Origin of the sequence: Kitasatospora sp. NBC_01300 (genome assembly GCF_041435235.1) — a bacterium.
In the GTDB taxonomy this organism is placed as follows: domain Bacteria; phylum Actinomycetota; class Actinomycetes; order Streptomycetales; family Streptomycetaceae; genus Kitasatospora.
Map to the genome: position 1 here is coordinate 1,360,717 of NZ_CP108408.1, position 18,779 is coordinate 1,379,495.

Annotated in this window: 16 protein-coding genes; 1 reads left to right on the plus strand and 15 read right to left on the minus strand. The window is 72.6% G+C overall.

Features of this window, described 5'->3' with window-relative positions; translation table 11 throughout:
* Positions 1 to 125: 125 nt before the first annotated feature.
* The 14 genes from OG556_RS05845 to pyrR form a co-directional block, all read right to left on the minus strand.
* Positions 126 to 2,222 carry a primosomal protein N' gene (locus OG556_RS05845; protein WP_371516182.1) on the minus strand — a complete coding sequence of 699 codons (2,097 nt, stop codon included), beginning with the start codon at positions 2,220 to 2,222 and terminating at the stop codon, positions 126 to 128.
* 94 nt (positions 2,223 to 2,316) lie between these two features.
* The gene (metK, locus tag OG556_RS05850; RefSeq protein WP_371516183.1) at positions 2,317 to 3,525 is read right to left on the minus strand and encodes a methionine adenosyltransferase; all 1,209 of its coding nucleotides are present in this window, start codon (positions 3,523 to 3,525) and stop codon (positions 2,317 to 2,319) included.
* Between the two features lie 150 nt (positions 3,526 to 3,675).
* Positions 3,676 to 4,923 carry a bifunctional phosphopantothenoylcysteine decarboxylase/phosphopantothenate--cysteine ligase CoaBC gene (coaBC, locus tag OG556_RS05855; protein WP_063346753.1) on the minus strand — a complete coding sequence of 416 codons (1,248 nt, stop codon included), beginning with the start codon at positions 4,921 to 4,923 and terminating at the stop codon, positions 3,676 to 3,678.
* Between the two features lie 151 nt (positions 4,924 to 5,074).
* The gene (gene rpoZ / locus OG556_RS05860; protein WP_030240625.1) at positions 5,075 to 5,341 is read right to left on the minus strand and encodes a DNA-directed RNA polymerase subunit omega; all 267 of its coding nucleotides are present in this window, start codon (positions 5,339 to 5,341) and stop codon (positions 5,075 to 5,077) included.
* 37 nt (positions 5,342 to 5,378) lie between these two features.
* Positions 5,379 to 5,936, minus strand: a complete 558-nt coding sequence (gmk, locus tag OG556_RS05865; protein ID WP_350877834.1) for a guanylate kinase — start codon at positions 5,934 to 5,936, stop codon at positions 5,379 to 5,381.
* Between the two features lie 48 nt (positions 5,937 to 5,984).
* Positions 5,985 to 6,311 carry an integration host factor, actinobacterial type gene (mihF, locus tag OG556_RS05870; RefSeq protein ID WP_063346755.1) on the minus strand — a complete coding sequence of 109 codons (327 nt, stop codon included), beginning with the start codon at positions 6,309 to 6,311 and terminating at the stop codon, positions 5,985 to 5,987.
* A 365-nt stretch (positions 6,312 to 6,676) separates the two neighbouring features.
* Complete coding sequence (gene pyrF, locus OG556_RS05875) at positions 6,677 to 7,510, minus strand: orotidine-5'-phosphate decarboxylase (protein ID WP_350877835.1); 834 nt, start codon at positions 7,508 to 7,510, stop codon at positions 6,677 to 6,679.
* Positions 7,511 to 7,609: 99 nt separating this feature from the next.
* Positions 7,610 to 8,725, minus strand: coding sequence for a quinone-dependent dihydroorotate dehydrogenase (locus OG556_RS05880; RefSeq protein ID WP_371516184.1), 1,116 nt, complete (start codon positions 8,723 to 8,725; stop codon positions 7,610 to 7,612).
* A gap of 106 nt (positions 8,726 to 8,831) precedes the next feature.
* Positions 8,832 to 12,140: a carbamoyl-phosphate synthase large subunit gene (gene carB / locus OG556_RS05885; protein ID WP_371516185.1), complete on the minus strand. Its 3,309-nt coding sequence runs from the start codon at positions 12,138 to 12,140 to the stop codon at positions 8,832 to 8,834.
* Positions 12,133 to 13,323, minus strand: a complete 1,191-nt coding sequence (gene carA, locus OG556_RS05890) for a glutamine-hydrolyzing carbamoyl-phosphate synthase small subunit (protein WP_371516186.1) — start codon at positions 13,321 to 13,323, stop codon at positions 12,133 to 12,135. The genes carB and carA overlap by 8 nt, the downstream gene beginning before the upstream one ends.
* Positions 13,320 to 13,886 carry a hypothetical protein gene (locus OG556_RS05895; protein WP_363372725.1) on the minus strand — a complete coding sequence of 189 codons (567 nt, stop codon included), beginning with the start codon at positions 13,884 to 13,886 and terminating at the stop codon, positions 13,320 to 13,322. The genes carA and OG556_RS05895 overlap by 4 nt, the downstream gene beginning before the upstream one ends.
* A complete protein-coding gene (locus OG556_RS05900; RefSeq protein WP_371516187.1) occupies positions 13,883 to 15,187 on the minus strand; it encodes a dihydroorotase in 1,305 nt (434 codons plus the stop codon). Before OG556_RS05900 ends, OG556_RS05895 begins: the two co-directional genes overlap by 4 nt.
* Entirely contained in the window at positions 15,184 to 16,158 is a 975-nt protein-coding gene (locus tag OG556_RS05905) for an aspartate carbamoyltransferase catalytic subunit (RefSeq protein ID WP_350877841.1), read from the minus strand. Before OG556_RS05905 ends, OG556_RS05900 begins: the two co-directional genes overlap by 4 nt.
* Before the next feature lie 5 nt (positions 16,159 to 16,163).
* On the minus strand, positions 16,164 to 16,811 hold the full coding sequence (gene pyrR / locus OG556_RS05910) for a bifunctional pyr operon transcriptional regulator/uracil phosphoribosyltransferase PyrR (protein WP_063346763.1): 648 nt from the start codon (positions 16,809 to 16,811) through the stop codon (positions 16,164 to 16,166).
* Between the two features lie 330 nt (positions 16,812 to 17,141).
* Here pyrR and OG556_RS05915 point away from each other — a divergent pair, with 330 nt between their 5' ends.
* Positions 17,142 to 17,645, plus strand: a complete 504-nt coding sequence (locus OG556_RS05915; RefSeq protein ID WP_031072501.1) for a transcriptional regulator — start codon at positions 17,142 to 17,144, stop codon at positions 17,643 to 17,645.
* A 124-nt stretch (positions 17,646 to 17,769) separates the two neighbouring features.
* Here OG556_RS05915 and OG556_RS05920 read toward each other — a convergent pair whose 3' ends face one another.
* Positions 17,770 to 18,711, minus strand: coding sequence for a hypothetical protein (locus OG556_RS05920; protein WP_371516188.1), 942 nt, complete (start codon positions 18,709 to 18,711; stop codon positions 17,770 to 17,772).
* Positions 18,712 to 18,779: the final 68 nt, after the last annotated feature.

Sequence of the window (18,779 nt, forward strand, 5' to 3'; positions counted from 1 at the left end):
GATCGACCGCGCCCCGATCGACCGCACCCCGGTCGACCGCACCGGCATCCCGCTGCGCGGCTGACGCCGCCGTCCGACCAGCGCCATCCGGGGCGGGGTGGCCACTCACCCCGCCCCCGCCGGCCTCACCCGATGTCGGTCGGATCCACCCGCACCCGTACCGCCTCCGGCGTCCGCAGCGCGATCCGCGCGATCTGCGCCGCCTTGAGGGCCGCCGCCAGCGCCGCCCCCTGCCCGGGCGGCACCCTCAGCAGCGCGCGCTCCTGTTCCTCCCCGCGCAGGGCCGGGGCCGGTACCGGCCCGAGCACGTCCGCCTCCGAGGGCAGCCGGATCAGCCCCAGCAGGTCGGCCACGGCCGCCGGGCTGCCGCTGACCGACGCCATCCGCGACACCGGCGGGAAGTGCAGCTGCGCCCGCTCGTCGCGTTCCAGCCCGGCGTGGCCCAGCGGGTCCCAGCGGACCAGGGCCTGCACCGGCCGCGCCGACGGCTCGGCGACCACGACCACCGAGCCGCCCTCCTCGGCGGACCGGACCAGCGCGGCGGCCGTCAGCCAGAGCCGCAGCGTCTCCTCCCCGGCCCGCAGGTCGGGCCGGCCGAGCAGCGCCCAGCCGTCCAGCAGCAGCGCCGCCCCGTACCCGGAGCCGCCGTCCACCACCGGCTCCGCACCGGGCGTGGAGATCACCAGCGACGGTTCGTCCGGGACGGTGGCCAGCACCGCGTCCCGTCCGGAGGTGCGCACCGGGATGCGCGGGAACGCCTTGCCCAGTTCCTCCGCCGTGCGCCGGGCGCCGACCACCTGGGCGCGCAGCCGGAACGAGCCGCACTCGGGGCAGTGCCAGTCCGTCTCCGCCTCCCCGCACCAGCCGCAGTTCAGCGCGGCGTCGGCCGCGGGCGCCTCCAGCGGGCCCTCGCACCGCCGGCACCGGGCGGGGGTGCGGCAGCGCCCGCAGGACAGCCGGGGCACGTAGCCGCGCCGGGGCACCTGGATGAGCACCGGGTGCCCGGCGGCCAGCGACTCCCGGGCGGCCTCCCAGGCCACCGAGGGCAGCCGGGCGGCCTGGGCCGCGCCGTCGCGGTGCTGGTCCTCGTCGGTGACGGTCCGCACCCGCGGCGCGATCCGGCGCACGGTCTCCCGGTCGGCCGCCAGCGGGCGGGCCCACCCGGTGCTGACCAGCTGCGCGCCCTCCACCGTGACGGCGTGGCCGCCGAGCAGCACGGCCGCGCCCTCGTCGGCGGCGCGCAGCAGCGCGACCTCGCGCACGTGCGGGTGCGGGGCGCGCGGGTCGCTGTGGCTGTTGTCGCCGTCGGACCAGACGACGACCAGCCCGAGGTCGCGCACCGGCGCGAACATGGTGGCGCGGGTGCCGATCACGGCGTGCACCGAGCCGCGGCTCACCGCCAGCCAGCGCCGGTAGCGCTCGCGCGGGCCGAGGTCGGCCTCCAGGGCCACGTGCCGGCCCGCGCCGAGCAGTTCGGTGAGCGCCTGGTCGACCCGGGCCACCGACCGCCCCTCGGGCAGCACGACGAGCGCGCCGCGCCCGCCCGACAGCGTGGCGGCGACGGCGCGCGCGATCTCGTACGGCCAGCCGGGGCCGGGCAGCGCCGCCCAGACGGCGCGCGGCGCGCCGCCGTCGGCCAGCGCGGTGAGGAAGTCGGGCCCGGCCGGGTAGCGCTGCCAGCCCCCGGGGGCGGGGGCCGGGGGGCGCGGGAGCGCCGGCGGCGAGGGCTCGGCCTCGGCCTTGGCGTGCCGGGGCGGGACGGCCAGCTGGAGGACGTCGGCGAGGGTGCCGGCGTAGCGGTCGGCGACGGTCCGGCAGAGCCGGAGCAGCTGGGGGGTGAGCACGGGCTCGGGCGAGAGCACCTGGGCGAGCGGGGCGAGCGGGCCGGGGAAGTCGCTCTTCTCCAGCCGGGCGACGATGAACCCGTCGTGCAGTTCCCCTCCCTCGCGCTGGCCCTTCACCACGCGCGCGCCGAAGCGCACCCGCACCCGGGCGCCCGGGCGGGCCTCCTCGGCCATCGCGGCCGGCACCTCGTAGTCGAAGAACTTGTCGATGGTGAGCACGCCCTTGTCCACCACGACCCGGGCCACCGGCAGGTGCTCGGCCCGCTTGGCGCCGCGCCACGTCCGGGGCTTGGCCCGCTTGACCGTCTCCCGGATGAACGCCAGCTGCTCCGGCTCGGCCCCGTTCTCCGTGTTCTCCGTCTCCCCTGTGCTGCTCATCGCTCCCAGTACTACCAGGTCACACCGACAGAACGCACAGAAGCGGCGCCCACCCCGCCCCGGGGTAGGCGCCGCTTCCGGACGATCAGGCCGTTCAGCCCTTCACGGCCGCCTTCAGCTGCTCCACCCGGTCGGTGCGCTCCCAGGTGAAGTCGGGCAGCTCACGGCCGAAGTGGCCGTACGCAGCGGTCTGGGAGTAGATCGGGCGCAGCAGGTCCAGGTCGCGGATGATCGCGGCCGGGCGCAGGTCGAAGACGTCGGTGACGGCCTTCTGGATGGTGAGCACCGGCACGGTCTCGGTGCCGAAGGTCTCGACGAACAGGCCCACGGGCTCGGCCTTGCCGATCGCGTACGCGACCTGCACCTCGGCGCGGCGGGCGAGGCCGGCGGCGACGATGTTCTTCGCCACCCAGCGCATCGCGTACGCGGCCGAGCGGTCGACCTTGGACGGGTCCTTGCCGGAGAAGGCGCCGCCACCGTGGCGGGCCATGCCGCCGTAGGTGTCGATGATGATCTTGCGGCCGGTGAGGCCGGCGTCGCCCATCGGGCCGCCGATCTCGAAGCGGCCGGTCGGGTTCACCAGCAGGCGGTAGCCCTCGGTGACGAGCTTGATGCCCTGCTCGGCGAGCGCCTTCAGCTCGGGCTCGACCACGAACTCGCGGATGTCCGGGGTGAGCAGCGACTCCAGGTCGATGTCACTGGCGTGCTGGGTGGAGACCACCACGGTGTCGAGGCGGACGGCCTTGTCGCCGTCGTACTCGATGGTGACCTGGGTCTTGCCGTCGGGGCGCAGGTACGGGATGGTCCCGTTCTTGCGGACCTCGGTCAGGCGGCGCGAGAGGCGGTGCGCGAGGGTGATCGGCAGCGGCATCAGCTCGGGCGTCTCGTCGGACGCGTAGCCGAACATCAGGCCCTGGTCGCCGGCGCCCTGCTTGTCCAGGTCGTCCTCGTCGCCTTCGACCCGAGCCTCGTACGCGGTGTCGACGCCCTGGGCGATGTCGGGCGACTGCGCGCCGATGGACACCGACACGCCGCAGGAGGCGCCGTCGAAGCCCTTCTTGGAGCTGTCGTAGCCGATCTCCAGGATCTTGTCCCGGACGAGCTGGGCGATCGGCGCGTACGCCTTGGTGGTCACCTCGCCGGCCACGTGCACCTGGCCGGTGGTGATGAGCGTCTCCACGGCGACCCGGGAGGTCGGGTCCTCCCGGAGGAGAGCGTCAAGGATCGTGTCGCTGATCTGGTCAGCGATCTTGTCGGGGTGTCCCTCGGTGACGGACTCCGAGGTGAACAGGCGGCGAGACACAGCGCTCCCTGGGGTTGCAGCGGCTGCTGACTGAAGGCCCCCGGCGAACCGGGGACATCCGGAAAGACTTGATTCCTGGAGTCTAACGGGATGCCTCCGCCGAACGTCACCCGCTTCCGGAAATCGCGACCGATCTCCAGCAGGGCTCGATCAGTCGCCGACCGTTTCCAGCCGCTTCACGACCAGGTCCCAGACCACGTCCGCCAACGCCTCCTTCGGGCCCACCGGAACGGCCGTCTCACTGCCGTCCGAGCCCAGCACCACGGCCTCGTTGACGTCCGTCCCGAAGGCCTTGCCGTTGCCCACCTCGTTGACGACCAGCAGGTCGCAGCCCTTGCGGGCGAGCTTGGCGCGGCCGTTGGCGAGCACGTCGTCGGTCTCCGCCGCGAAACCCACCACGAGTTGGCCCGAACGGGCGCGGTGCGCCGCCAGCTCGGCCAGGACGTCGGGGTTGCGGACGAGGGCGACCGGCGCCGGCTCGACCCCCTCGACCTTCTTGATCTTGCCGCTGGCGTACTCGGCGGGCCGGAAGTCCGCCACGGCCGCGGCCATGACCACGGCGTCGGCCGACGCGGCCGCCTTCAGCGCCGCCTCGCGCAGCTCCAGCGCGGTCGAGACGTGCACCACGTCGACCCCGGCCGGGTCGGCGAGCTCCGCGTTGGCCGAGACCAACGTCACGCGCGCCCCACGGGCCGCGGCCGTCACGGCGAGCGCGTAGCCCTGCTTGCCGGAGGAGCGGTTGCCCAGGAAGCGCACCGGGTCCAGCGGCTCGCGGGTGCCGCCGGCCGAGACCACCACGTGCCGGCCCGCCAGGTCGGTCGGGGCGGCCCCGCCCCGGCGCAGCACGGCCCGGCAGGCGTCGAAGATCGCGGACGGCTCGGGCAGCCGCCCCTTGCCGGTGTCCTTGCCGGTGAGCCGCCCGACGGCCGGCTCCAGCACGATCACGCCCCGGCGGCGCAGCGTGGCGACGTTGTCCCGGGTGGCGGGGTGCTCCCACATCTCGGTGTGCATGGCGGGCGCCAGGACGACCGGACAGCGGGCGGTGAGCAGGGTGTTGGTGAGCAGGTCGTCGGCGAGGCCGTGGGCGGCCTTGGCGATCAGGTCGGCGGTGGCGGGGGCGACCACGACCAGGTCGGCCTGCTGGCCGATCCGCACGTGCGGCACCTCGTGCACGCGCTCCCAGGTCTCGGTGGCGGCCGGTCGGCCGGAGAGCGCGGCCCAGGTGGCCTCGCCGACGAAGTGCAGCGCGGCCTCGGTGGGCACCACGGTGACCTGGTGGCCGGACTCGGTGAACCGGCGGAGCAGCTCGCACGCCTTGTAGGCGGCGATGCCGCCGCTGACGCCGAGGGCGACGCGCGGCGCGTCCGCCGACCCGCTCCGGTCCGAAGTCGCGCTCATACTCCCGCTCTCCTCCACTCCTGGGACGTGCACACCCTACGGCCCCTCAGCCGCCGCGCGCACCGCGGTCGGTCCCACAGCCCCCGGGAACGCCGAAGGGCCCGGCGGAAACGATTCCGCCGGGCCCTTCCACAAGCTTCGGAGCACCGCCTCAGGCGGCCTCGATCGCCTCGGCGGTCAGCATGCCCGCGTTGATCTCGCGCAGCGCGATCGACAGCGGCTTCTCGTGCACGTGGGTGTCGACCAGCGGGCCGACGTACTCGAGCAGGCCCTCACCGAGCTGGGAGTAGTACGCGTTGATCTGGCGCGCGCGCTTGGCGGCGTAGATCACGAGGCTGTACTTGGAGTCGGTGGCCTCAAGCAGCTCGTCAATCGGCGGGTTGATGATGCCCTCGGGCGCGGTCATGGAAGAGGACACGCTAAAACCTTCCGAAAGGATGGAAAAGACAGACAGGTCAGGCTACACCGAGCAAGGCTAGCAGTTCGGCCGCTACCTGCTCGACGGAGGTGTTGACAAGGGTCGTGTCGAACTCGGGCTCGGCCGCGAGCTCGACCTTGGCCGCCTCCAGCCGCTTCGCGATCACGTCCTGCGACTCCGTGCCCCGACCGGTCAGCCGTCGGACCAGCTCGTCCCAGCTCGGCGGGGCCAGGAAGACCAGCTGCGCCTCGGGCATCGACTCGCGCACCTGGCGGGCGCCCTGGAGGTCGATCTCCAGCAGGACGGGCTCGCCGCGCTCCAGCTTCTCCAGCACCGCCGAGCGCGGGGTGCCGTAGCGGTTGCCGGCGAAGACGGCCCACTCCAGCAGCTCGCCGTTGGCGATCAGCTTGTCGAACTCGTCGTTGTCGACGAAGTGGTACTGGACCCCGTTCTGCTCGCCCGGCCTCGGGTGCCGGGTCGTCGCCGACACCGAGAGCCAGACCTCGGGGTGCTGCTTCCTCATATGAGCGACGACCGTGCTCTTGCCGACCCCCGAAGGGCCGGAGAGCACGGTCAGCCGCGGACGCTCACTCATGCACCGATTATCCCGGATCGCGGACGTTCCCGGGACCACGGGGCACGGTCAGGCGGCACCGCCGCCGAACTCCCGCTCCAGGGAGGCGATCTGGTTCGTACCGAGGCCGCGGACGCGCCGGCTCTCGCTGATGCCGAGGCGTTCCATGATCTGCTTGGCACGGACCTTGCCGACGCCGGGAAGCGACTCCAGCAGTGCGGAGACCTTCATCTTGCCGATGACGTCGTTCTCGGCCTTTCCGGCCTTGATCACCTCGTGCAGGGAGGCGCCGGAGTGCTTGAGCCGGTTCTTGACCTCGGCGCGCTCCCGGCGAGCCTCGGCGGCCTTGGCGAGCGCGGCGGTGCGCTGTTCAGGGGTAAGGGGCGGAAGAGCCACGCCGTTCACCTCAGGGTGTGGAAGGAAGGGATTGAGCTATGACTGGTTTGGATCCCAGGACACCGTCCGCAAGGGGAACCAGAGGGCCCTTGACCTGCGGGAGCTACGGGTTTCGCGGCTCGCCGATGACCTATCGCCGGACACTACCCGGATTGCGGCGCCACGTCAGGAAAAGAACACGAAAAGTCCTGGTCAGCCAAGGCCGACCAGGACTTTCCAGGGCAAAATGACCGCGATTGCGAAACTTTGACACCGCCGATGTGACGGCGCTCACGTCAACTCCGGTGGGGTCCGGGGACCCTCGCCGGGCTGCGCACACTGCACAGGGTCATCGCCCCGCTACGGGCTCGCGCCCGCGATCGCCGCTACTTCACCGCGTCCGCGTACTCGCCGACGAACCGCTCGGCCGCCGAGCGCAGGGCCGCCACCGACGGGCCGTGCTTGAGCACGTCCCGGCTGACGCTCGGCACCACGTTGATCACCGCGGCGCCGAACACCCGCGGCAGGTCGGCCATCGTCGCGCCCTGGGCGCCGATCCCGGGGGCCAGCAGCGGGCCGTTGATCGCCAGTTCCACGCCCGCGTCGGCGAGCGTCGCGCCGACGACCGCGCCGAAGGAGCCCAGCGGGGCGGCGTCGCCGTTCTCCGCCGCCAGCTGCCGCAGCACCGAGGCCGCGACCGACTCGCCGTCCGCGCCCACCGCCCGCTGCACCTCGTGGCCCTCCGGGTTGGAGGTGAGCGCCAGCGCGAACACGCCGCAGCCCTGCGCGCGGGCCAGGTCGAGGGCCGGGCGCAGCGAGCCGAAGCCCAGGTACGGGCTGACCGTGACGGCGTCCGAGAACAGCGGGCTGCCGGGCGACAGGAAGGCCTCCGCGTAGGCGGCCATGGTGGAGCCGATGTCGCCGCGCTTGGCGTCCATCAGGACCAGCGCGCCGGCCGCCCTGGCCTCCTCGACGGACTTCTCCAGCACCGCGACGCCCTTGCTGCCGAAGCGCTCGAAGAAGGCGGCCTGCGGCTTGAGCACGGCCACCCGGTCGGCCAGCGCCTCGACGACGGTGCGGCTGAAGGTCTCCAGGCCGGCGAGGTCGTCGCCGAGCCCCCAGGCGGCGAGCAGGGAGGCGTGCGGGTCGATGCCGACGCAGAGCTGGCCGCGGGTGTCGAGGGCCTGGCGCAGCCGGGCGCCGAACGGGGCGAGGGTCATGTCGTCCTTCCGGAAGGTCGTGGGGAGGCCGCACGGAGGCCGTACGGAGGTCGTGCGCGGCTCGTACGGGGCGTCGCACGGCGGGGGCCGCACGGTGGTTCAGGAGGCGGCCCTGGTGCCGTCGACGGCGCTGCCGACGGCGGCGGCCAGGTCGCGGAAGCCCGCGGCCCTGATCCGGGCGGAGAGGCCCCGGTGGATCCGGCGGCACCAGAACGGGCCCTCGTAGATGAAGGCGCTGTAGCCCTGGACGAGGTCCGCGCCGTGGACGATCCGCTGCCAGACGTCCTCGGCGGTCTCGACGCCGCCGACCGAGACCAGCGTCAGCCGCCCCTCGGTCCGGGCGCGCAGGCGCTGGAGCACCTCCAGGGCGCGGGCCTTGAGCGGGGCGCCGGACAGGCCGCCCATGCCGATCTCCTCGACCCGGGCGGCGTCGGCGCGCAGGCCCTCGCGGCCGATCGTGGTGTTGGTGGCGATGATGCCGTCCAGGCCCAGTTCCAGGGCGAGGTCGGCGACCGCGTCGACGTCCTCGTCGGCCAGGTCGGGGGCGATCTTGACCAGCAGCGGGACGTGGTGCGCGGTGGTGCGGTCGGCGGCCTCGCGGACGGCGGAGAGCAGCGGGCGCAGGTGGTCCACGGCCTGGAGGTTGCGCAGCCCGGGGGTGTTCGGCGAACTGACGTTGACGACCAGGTAGTCGGCGTACTTGGCCAGCCGCTCGGTGGACTTGACGTAGTCGGCGACGGCGTCGGCCTCCTCGACCACCTTGGTCTTGCCGATGTTGACGCCGATCACCGGGGTGGAGCTGGTGTGCGGGCGGGCCGCGAGGCGCGCGGCGACCCGGGCCGAGCCCTGGTTGTTGAAGCCCATCCGGTTGATCAGCGCGCGGTCCTCGACCAGGCGGAACAGCCGGGGCGTCGGGTTGCCCGGCTGGGGCTCGCCGGTGACGGTGCCGATCTCGACGTAGTCGAAGCCGAGCATCGCCAGGCCGTCGATGCCGACGCCGTTCTTGTCGAAGCCGGCCGCCAGGCCGAACGGGCCCGGCAGGTCGAGGCCGAGGGCGGTGGTGTGCAGCGCCCGGTCACGCGGGGCGAGCACCAGCCGCACCAGCGTGCGCAGGCCGGGCACCGAGGAGGCGAGCCGGATCCAGAAGAAGGCGAGGTGGTGCGCCTTCTCGGGGTCCATCTTCTTGAAGACGAGGTCGAACAGCAGCTTGTACAAAAACCCAACTCCCGGATCAGGGCCCGGATCTGAGCGTGAGCACCCGGATCAGGGCATGGAAGTGGGGGGCACCCGACTGGCCTCGGTGCCCCCCACTGCGGTGGTGCTACTTGCGGCCGGCGTTGATCAGCGCGGCGTGCTCCTGGAGCGACATCACCCCGACCTCGTCGCGCAGCAGCGCGTCCATGCCCTGGACGGCCGCGCCCATCGCCTGGACCGTGGTCAGGCAGGGCACGCCGCGGGACACGGCGGCGGTGCGGATCTCGTAGCCGTCGAGGCGCCCGCCGGTGCCGTACGGCGTGTTGATGATGAGGTCGACCTCACCGTCGTGGATCAGCTGGACGATGGTCCGCTCGCCGTTGGGGCCCTCGCCCTCGCTGTGCTTGCGCACCAGCGTGGACGGGATGCCGCCGCGGTGCAGCACCTCGGCGGTGCCGGCGGTGGCGAGCACCTCGAAGCCGAGGCCGACCAGCGCGCGGGCCGGGAAGACCAGGTTGCGCTTGTCGCGGTTGGCGACCGAGACGAAGACCTTGCCCTTGGTCGGCAGCGCGCCGTAGGCGCCGGCCTGGGCCTTGGCGTAGGCCGTGCCGAAGACCTTGTCGATGCCCATGACCTCGCCGGTCGAGCGCATCTCCGGGCCGAGCACGGTGTCCACGCCGCGGCCGTGGATGTCGCGGAAGCGGCTCCACGGCATCACGGCCTCCTTGACCGCGATCGGCGCGTCGGCCGGCAGCGTGCCGCCGTCGCCCTCGGCCGGGAGCAGGCCCTCGGCCCGCAGCTCGGCGATGGTGGCGCCGAGCGAGATCCGGGCGGCGGCCTTGGCCAGCGGCACGGCGGTCGCCTTGGAGGTGAACGGCACGGTGCGGGAGGCGCGCGGGTTGGCCTCCAGCACGTACAGGATGTCCCCGGCCAGCGCGAACTGGATATTGATCAGGCCGCGGACGCCGACGCCGCGCGCGATGGCCTCGGTGGAGGTCCGCAGGCGCTTGATGTCGTAGCCGCCGAGGGTGATCGGGGGCAGCGCGCAGGCGGAGTCGCCGGAGTGGATGCCGGCCTCCTCGATGTGCTCCATGACGCCGCCGAGGTAGAGCTCGGTGCCGTCGTACAGCGCGTCGACGTCGATCTCCACCGCGTCGTCGAGGAAGCGGTCGATGAGCACCGGGTGCTCGGAGATCAGGCCGGCGTGGCGCTCCAGGTAGGAGGCGAGCGAGGCCTCGTCGTAGACGATCTCCATGCCGCGGCCGCCGAGCACGTACGACGGGCGGGCGAGCACCGGGTAGCCGATCTCGTCGGCGATGGCCTTGGCCTCGGCGAAGGAGAAGGCGGTGCCGTGCTTGGGGGCGGGCAGGCCGGCGTCGCGCAGCACGCGGCCGAAGGCGCCGCGCTCCTCGGCGAGGTCGATCGCCTCGGGCTGGGTGCCGACGATCGGCACGCCGTTGTCCTTGAGCGCCTGGGCCAGGCCGAGCGGGGTCTGGCCGCCGAGCTGGACGATCACGCCGGCCAGCGGGCCGGCCTGCTGCTCGGCGTGGACGATCTCCAGCACGTCCTCCAGGGTGAGCGGCTCGAAGTAGAGCCGGTCGGAGGTGTCGTAGTCGGTGGAGACGGTCTCCGGGTTGCAGTTGACCATCACGGTCTCGTACCCGGCGTCGGCCAGCGCGAAGGAGGCGTGCACGCAGGAGTAGTCGAACTCGATGCCCTGGCCGATGCGGTTCGGGCCGGAGCCGAGGATGATCACGGCCGGCTTGGTGCGCGGGGCGACCTCGTTCTCCTCGTCGTAGGACGAGTAGAAGTACGGGGTCTTGGCGGCGAACTCGGCGGCGCAGGTGTCGACGGTCTTGAACACCGGGCGGATGCCGAGCGCGTGCCGGACCTCGCGGACGACGTCCGGCTTCAGGCCGCGGATCTCGCCGATCTGCTGGTCGGAGAAGCCGTGCCGCTTGGCGTGGCGCAGCAGCTCGGGGGTGAGCTCGGCGGCCTCGGTCAGCTCGGCGGCGATCTCGTCGAGCAGGAAGAGCTGGTCGACGAACCACGGGTCGATCTTGGTGGACTCGAACACCTCCTCCGGGGTGGCGCCGGCCCGGATGGCCTGCATCACGGTGTTGATCCGGCCGTCGGTCGGCACGACCGCCTTGACCAGCAGCTCGGCCTTGTCGCCGACCGGGCCGGTCCAGGAGAACTGGGAGCCCTTCTTCTCCAGCGAGCGCAGCGCCTTCTGCAGCGCCTCGGGGAAGTTGCGGCCCATGGCCATGGCCTCGCCGACCGACTTCATGGTGGTGGTCAGCGTGGCGTCGGCGCTCGGGAACTTCTCGAACGCGAACCGGGGGACCTTCACCACGACGTAGTCGAGGGCCGGCTCGAAGGAGGCCGGGGTCTGCTCGGTGATGTCGTTGGGGATCTCGTCGAGCGTGTAGCCGACGGCCAGCTTGGCGGCGATCTTGGCGATCGGGAAGCCGGTCGCCTTCGAGGCCAGCGCGGAGGAGCGCGACACCCGCGGGTTCATCTCGATGACGATGACCCGGCCGCTGTCGGGGTTGACGGCGAACTGGATGTTGCAGCCGCCGGTGTCGACGCCGACCTCGCGGATCACGGCGATGCCGATGTCGCGCAGGATCTGGTACTCACGGTCGGTGAGGGTCATCGCCGGGGCGACGGTGATCGAGTCACCGGTGTGCACGCCCATCGGGTCGAAGTTCTCGATGGAGCAGACGACCACGACGTTGTCGTTCTTGTCGCGCATCAGCTCCAGCTCGTACTCCTTCCAGCCGAGGATGGACTCCTCCAGGAGCACCTCGGTGGTCGGCGAGAGGGCCAGGCCCTGGCCGGCGATGCGGCGCAGGTCCTCCTCGTCGTGGGCGAAGCCGGAGCCGGCGCCGCCCATGGTGAAGGAGGGGCGCACGACGACGGGGTAGCCGCCGAGCGTGTCGACGCCGGCCAGCACGTCGTCCATCGAGTGGCAGATGACCGAGCGGGCGGACTCGCCGTGGCCGATCTTGGCGTTGACCGCCTCGACGACGCCCTTGAACAGCTGGCGGTCCTCGCCCTTGTTGATCGCCACCACGTCGGCGCCGATCAGCTCGACGCCGTACTTCTCCAGCGTGCCGGCCGAGTGCAGGGAGATCGCGGTGTTGAGCGCGGTCTGCCCGCCGAGGGTCGGCAGCAGCGCGTCGGGGCGCTCCTTGGCGATGATCCGCTCGACGAACTCCGGGGTGATCGGCTCGACGTAGGTGGCGTCGGCGATCTCCGGGTCGGTCATGATCGTGGCCGGGTTGGAGTTGACCAGCACGACCCGCAGGCCCTCGGCCTTGAGGACGCGGCAGGCCTGCGTGCCCGAGTAGTCGAACTCGGCGGCCTGGCCGATCACGATCGGGCCGGACCCGATCACCAGGACGGACTTGATGTCAGTGCGCTTAGGCACGCTGGCCCTCCATGAGCTTCACGCTGTGCTTGTCGTCGCCTCGCATGAGCTCGACGAACCGGTCGAAGAGGTAGGCCGCGTCGTGCGGGCCGGCCGCCGCTTCGGGGTGGTACTGCACGCTGAAGGCGGGGACGTCGAGCGCCTGGAGGCCCTCGACCACGTCGTCGTTGAGGCAGACGTGGGAGACCTCGACCCGCCCGAAGGGGGTGTCGCTCACCCGGTCCAGCGGTGCGTCCACGGCGAAGCCGTGGTTGTGCGCGGTCACCTCGACCTTGCCGGTGGTGCGGTCCTGCACCGGCTGGTTGATGCCGCGGTGGCCGTACTTGAGCTTGTAGGTGCCGAAGCCCAGTGCGCGGCCGAGGATCTGGTTGCCGAAGCAGATCCCGAAGAACGGGGTCCCGCGCTCCAGCACGCCCTGCGCGACGGCGACCTGGTGGTCGGCGGTGGCCGGGTCGCCCGGGCCGTTGGAGAAGAACACGCCGTCCGGCTGGACCGCGTAGAGGTCCTCCAGGGTGGAGTTGGCCGGCAGCACGTGCACCTCGATGCCGCGCTCGGCCATCCGCTGCGGGGTCATCCCCTTGATGCCGAGGTCCAGCGCGGCGACGGTGAACTTCTTCTCACCGATCGCGGGCACGACGTACGCCTCGGTGGTGGCCACCTCGGCGCACAGGTCGGCGCCCTTCATCTCGGGCGACTGCTGCACCCGGGCGAGCAGTTCGGCCTGGTCGGTCAGCGCCTCGCCGGAGAAGATGCCGCAGCGCATCGCGCCGCGCTCGCGCAGGTGGCGGGTGAGCGCCCGGGTGTCGATGCCACTGATGCCGACGACGCCCTGGCGGACGAGCTCCTCGTCCAGCGAGCGGGTGGAGCGCCAGTTGGACGCCACCCGGGCGGGGTCGCGCACGACGTACCCGGCGACCCAGATCCGCTTGGACTCGTCGTCCTCGTCGTTCCAGCCGGTGTTGCCGATCTGCGGGGCGGTCATCACGACCACCTGGCGGTGGTACGAGGGGTCGGTGAGGGTCTCCTGGTAGCCGGACATGCCGGTGTTGAAGACGGCCTCGCCGAAGGTCTCGCCGGTCGCGCCGTAGGCCTCGCCGCGGAAGGTCCGGCCGTCCTCCAGGACGAGCACGGCGGGGGTGCGCTCCCGCCGTCGGCGCTGCGTGGTGGGGGCAGGTGCGGTCATTGAGCGGCCTCTTCCGTCTTCGTCTTCGTACGTGTTGCGAGTTGGGCGATCGCCTCGACCCAGGCGGCGTGCTCGTCCGGGTGGTCGGCCCGGAAGCCCGAGTCCAGCTCGGTGCCCTCGTGCGTCCAGCTGACGACGAGCAGCCCGGCCGGGACGACCTTGCCGGCGATCCCGGAGTCCGTGCGGGCACCGGTCAGGTGCCCGGCCGGGATCCAGAGGTCGACGTCACCGGGGCGCCGCACCAGCAGGCCGTCCTCGCCGAGGGTGAGGTCGGCACGGCTGCGGGTGCCCAGGCCGTGCGCGACGACCCGGTCGAGCCAGTTCCCGGCGGTGGTGGAGCCGTGGTAGCGCCCGCTGGTCTCCAGGATGGTCCGCCCGGCGCCGGCCGGCACGGCGGGCAGCGGCGGGATGCCGGACTGGAGGGTGCGCCGCCAGTTCCAGCCCTGCCGCATCAGCCAGTAGACGAGCCCGATGACGATCAGCAGGCCGACGGCCCAGCCGATGTACCCGGGCCAGTTGGTGACCTTGGCCTGCTCCTGGGCGAGCGCGGCCGGGCCGGTCACGCCGCCCCGCCCTGCTCGGCCAGCTCGCCGGCCAGCACGGTGGCGCGCCCGCGCAGGAAGGTGGCGTGCACCCGTCCGGGCAGGTCAAGGCCCTTGTAGGGGGTGTTGCGGCTACGGGTGGCGAAGCTGTCCGGGTTCACGGCACCACGGTACGCGGGATCGAACAGCACCAGGTTGGCAGGCTCACCGACCGAGACGGGACGGCCCTGTCCGGCGAGACGGCCGATCCGGGCCGGGCGGTGCGACATGCGGTCCGCGACGCCCTCCCAGTTCAGCAGACCGGTGTCCACCATGGTCTGCTGCACGACCGACAGCGCGGTCTCCAGGCCGACCATGCCCATCGCGGCGACGGCCCACTCGCAGTCCTTGTCCTCGTCCGGGTGCGGCGCGTGGTCGGTGGCGACGGCGTCGATGGTGCCGTCCGCGAGCGCCTTGTGCAGCGCCTGGACGTCCTCGGCGGTGCGCAGCGGCGGGTTGACCTTGTAGACCGGGTCGTAGGAGCGGACCAGCTCGTCGGTGAGCAGCAGGTGGTGCGGGGTGACCTCGGCGGTGACGTCCCAGCCCTTGGCCTTGGCCCAGCGGATGATCTCGACCGAGCCGGCGGTGGAGACGTGGCAGACGTGCAGCCGGGAGCCGACGTGCGCGGCGAGCAGCACGTCCCGCGCGATGATCGACTCCTCGGCGACGGCCGGCCAGCCGCCGAGCCCGAGCTCGCCGGAGACCTGGCCCTCGTTCATCTGGGCGCCCTCGGTGAGGCGCGGCTCCTGGGCGTGCTGGGCGACGACGCCGTCGAAGGCCTTGACGTACTCCAGGGCGCGGCGCATCAGCACCGCGTCGTCCACGCACTTGCCGTCGTCGGAGAAGACCCGCACGTTCGCGGCGGACTCGTGCATGGCGCCCAGCTCGGCGAGCTTCTTGCCCTCCAGGCCGACGGTGACGGCGCCGACCGGCTGCACGTCGCAGTAGCCGGCCTCCTGGCCGAGCCGCCAGACCTGCTCGACCACGCCGGCGGTGTCGGCCACCGGGGTGGTGTTGGCCATCGCGTGCACGGCGGTGAAGCCGCCCATCGCGGCGGCCCGGGTGCCGGTGAGCACGGTCTCGGCGTCCTCGCGGCCGGGCTCGCGCAGGTGGGTGTGCAGGTCGACGAGACCGGGCAGCACGATCAGGCCGCCGGCGTCGATCTCGACGTCCGCCTCGACCGCCAGGTCGGTGCCGATCGCCTTGATCACACCGTCGGCGAGGTGGAGGTCCTGCGGGGCACCGCCGAGGATCTGGGCGTTGCGGATCAGGTAGGTGGTCACTGAGCGGTCTCCACGGAGTCGGTGCGGGCGTCGTTGAGGGTGGCTCCCCCGAGCAGCAGGTACAGGACGGCCATCCGGACCGACACGCCGTTGGCGACCTGCTCGACCACGGTGCAGCGCGGCGAGTCGGCGACCTCGGCGGTGATCTCCATGCCGCGCACCATCGGGCCGGGGTGCATCACGATGGCGTGCTCGGGCAGCTGGGACATCCGGGTGCCGTTGAGGCCGTAGCGGCGGCTGTACTCGCGCTCGGTCGGGAAGAACGCGGCGTTCATCCGCTCGCGCTGCACCCGCAGCATCATCACCGCGTCCGTCTTGGGGAGCACGCGGTCCAGGTCGTAGCTGACCTCGCAGGGCCAGTTCTCGATGCCGATCGGCAGCAGCGTCGGCGGGGCGACGAAGGTGACCTGGGCACCGAGGGTGGTCAGCAGGTGCACGTTGGACCGGGCGACCCGGCTGTGCAGGATGTCGCCGACCATGGTCACCCGGCGCCCGGCGAGGTCGTTGCCCAGCCCGGCGTTGAGGTGGCGGCGCATGGTGAAGGCGTCGAGCAGCGCCTGGGTGGGGTGCTCGTGGGTGCCGTCACCTGCGTTGATCACGCTGCCGTGCAGCCAGTCGGACTGGGCGAGGCGGGCCGGCGCGCCCGAGGCGTGGTGCCGGACGACGACCGCGTCGGCGCCCATCGCCTGGAGGGTGAGCGCGGTGTCCTTGAGGCTCTCGCCCTTGGAGACCGAGGAGCCCTTGGCGGAGAAGTTGATGACGTCGGCGGAGAGCCGCTTCTCGGCGACCTCGAAGGAGGTCTTGGTGCGGGTCGAGTCCTCGAAGAAGAGGTTGACGACGGTCCGGCCGCGCAGCGTGGGCAGCTTCTTGACGGCCCGTCCGGAGAGCTGGGCCAGCTCCTCGGCGGTGTCCAGGATCAGCAGCGCGTCGTCGCGGGTGAGGTCGGCGGCGGAGACGAGGTGGCGCTTCACGCGGGTTACTCCGGGAGGTGCGGTTCGGACGGCTGGGAGGCCAGGGCCTGCGAACCCTGTTCATCGCGCGCGGAGCGCGACGCATCGGTGTAGGCGCGGTCGCCGACCAGTACGGCGTCCACGCCGTCGCTGTCGGACAGGCGCACCTGCACGGCCTCGCGCAGCGAGGTGGGGAGGTTCTTGCCCACGTAGTCGGCCCGGATCGGCAGCTCGCGGTGGCCCCGGTCGACCAGGACGGCGAGCTGGACGGCGCGCGGGCGGCCGATGTCGTTCAGCGCGTCGAGCGCGGCCCGGATGGTGCGGCCGGAGAAGAGCACGTCGTCGACGAGGATGACGAGCTTGCCGTCGATGCCGCCGGACGGGATCTCGGTGTGCTCCAGGGCGCGGGCGGGCTTGAGCCGCAGGTCGTCCCGGTACATGGTGATGTCCAGGGCACCCAGCGGGATCTCGCGCCCGGTGATCTGGGCCAGCCGGCCGTGCAGGCGGCGGGCGAGGTGGACGCCCCTGGTGTGGATGCCGAGCAGCACGACGTCCTCGGCGCCCTTGGCGCGCTCGACGATCTCGTGCGCTATCCGGGTGACGACCCGGGCGATGTCCGTGCCGTCCAGCACCTGGTGCGGCGGTCGCGGCGTCGAATCTTGGTGTGTGGTCATGCCGAAGCGGACCTCCTTCCCCGCCTCACTGGACGGGCCTTAAAGGATGTCTGGGACTGCCCCCGCCGACCGGGCGCGGGCTTCGAGCCATCCTAGCAGCGGGCCGGGAGGCAACCGGACACGCACCATTCCGCTTCGCCGGGTTCACGCCCCGGACGCGCCGCGGATGCGGGCCATTCGCACGACTGCCCCATTCGGCTTGACGCAGCTACCTTACTCTACGTAACCTCACAGTGAGTTACGAGACGGACGTCGAACCCACCGGTAACGGCGTCGGCAATCGTCCGCGACCCACCACTGAACGCGAAGCAATCTCGTCCGGGGAGATCAATGTCCAGCGACTACGCGAAGCAACTCGGAGGCAAGCTCCGAGCGATCCGCACTCAGCAGGGTCTCTCCCTGCACGGTGTCGAGGAGAAGTCCCAGGGGCGCTGGAAGGCAGTCGTCGTCGGCTCGTACGAGCGCGGCGACCGTGCGGTCACCGTGCAGCGGCTGGCCGAGCTGGCGGAGTTCTACGGCGTCCCGGTGCAGGAGCTGCTGCCCGGCGGCACCCCCGGCGGCGCGGCCGAGCCGCCGCCGCGCCTGGTGCTCGACCTGGAGAGACTGACCCAGGTCCCGTCCGAGAAGGCCGGCCCGCTGCAGCGCTACGCGGCGACGATCCAGAGCCAGCGCGGCGACTACAACGGCAAGGTGCTGTCGATCCGCCAGGACGACCTGCGCACCCTGGCGGTCATCTACGACCAGTCGCCGTCGATCCTCACCGAGCAGCTGATCTCCTGGGGCGTGCTGAACCCCGACGCGCGCCGTGCGGTGCGCGAGGAGGAGGCGAGCTGACGCTCGCCGCACCGGCTCCCGTCGGCTCGGTCCACGGTCCGGGCCACGCCCCGGGCCTTGCAGAAACGTCACGGCGCGGCACCCCGCATCCCGGGGGCCGCGCCGTCGCGCGTCCACGGCCGGCTCAGCAGACCGTCCCCAGGCTGTAGCCGGGCTGCGCCGCCACACCGTCCAGCCGCACCGGCCCGGCAGCCGGCGCCCAGTCCTGCCCGCCGCTCGACCAGGCCCAGGAGGCCGGCAGGAAGTGCTCGTCAGCGGCTCCGCCGCGGGCGCCGCCCGCCGCCACCGAGCCCTGCGAGCCGTGCAGCACCGCCACCCCCGGCAGCTCCAGCGCCAATCCGGCGCACAGCACCGCGCAGACCAGCTCCAGGTCCTCGTCGTTGATCCGGACCACGCCGTCCTCCCACTGCAGCACCCGGGCCGCCGCGGTCAGCCGCCCGCCCGGCGCGTCCACCCGCAGCCGCAGCTCGTACACCCCGGCGCCCGCGCCGACCAGCATCCGGCGGAACACCTCGGCGCCGCGCTGGCGGGCGGCGCGCACCCAGCGGGCGTGGTCCTCGTCGACCTCGCCCGCCGCACCGGACAGGCCGCCGTCCAGCAGCAGGTCGGCGTGGCAGAGCGTCAGCCCGTTCTCCCGGGCCCGGACCAGGCGCGGCACGAAGTCCCCGGCCAGTTCCTCGCCCTGATAGGCCAACAGCTGGGTCTGCAACGGCGGATTGACCAGGTAGCGGTCGCGGGCGAGCGGCTCGGCCGGGTCCAGCCCGTGCAGCACGCAGAACTCCGCGAAGTCCTGCGGGTGGAACATCCGGGCCCGCACGGTGTCGAAGCGCTCCAGGGCGTCGGCCAGCAGCTCGGCGGTCTCGGCCAGGTACTGCTCGTGGTCGGCGGCGTTCGACAGCCCCCAGGCACGGGCCCGGGCGAAGTCGGCCGCGCTGGTCAGGATCCCGATGACGAACGCCTGCTCGGCCCCCTCGCCCCGCCGCCGCTGGTGCGGCGCCCGCACCGTGGGTCGCGGGCCGCCGGCGGTGCAGTCGGAGTTGCGGCGGGCACGGCCGTTGCGGCTCATGCGCCCACCTCGCTGCGCTCGGCACGGGCATGCGCCCCTGCGCGCCTCTCGGTGGTTCGCTCGCTGCG

Coding starts and splice junctions, on each gene's coding strand:
- OG556_RS05845 (WP_371516182.1), bottom strand. CDS start 2,222: ATGAGCAGCACAGGGGAGACGGAGAACACGGAGAACGGGGCCGAGCCG.
- coaBC (WP_063346753.1), bottom strand. CDS start 4,923: ATGAGCGCGACTTCGGACCGGAGCGGGTCGGCGGACGCGCCGCGCGTC.
- gmk (WP_350877834.1), bottom strand. CDS start 5,936: ATGAGTGAGCGTCCGCGGCTGACCGTGCTCTCCGGCCCTTCGGGGGTC.
- pyrF (WP_350877835.1), bottom strand. CDS start 7,510: ATGACCCTCGCCCCGTTCGGCGCCCGGCTGCGCCAGGCCCTCGACACC.
- carA (WP_371516186.1), bottom strand. CDS start 13,323: ATGACCGCACCTGCCCCCACCACGCAGCGCCGACGGCGGGAGCGCACC.
- pyrR (WP_063346763.1), bottom strand. CDS start 16,811: ATGACCACACACCAAGATTCGACGCCGCGACCGCCGCACCAGGTGCTG.
- OG556_RS05915 (WP_031072501.1), top strand. CDS start 17,142: ATGTCCAGCGACTACGCGAAGCAACTCGGAGGCAAGCTCCGAGCGATC.
- OG556_RS05920 (WP_371516188.1), bottom strand. CDS start 18,711: ATGAGCCGCAACGGCCGTGCCCGCCGCAACTCCGACTGCACCGCCGGC.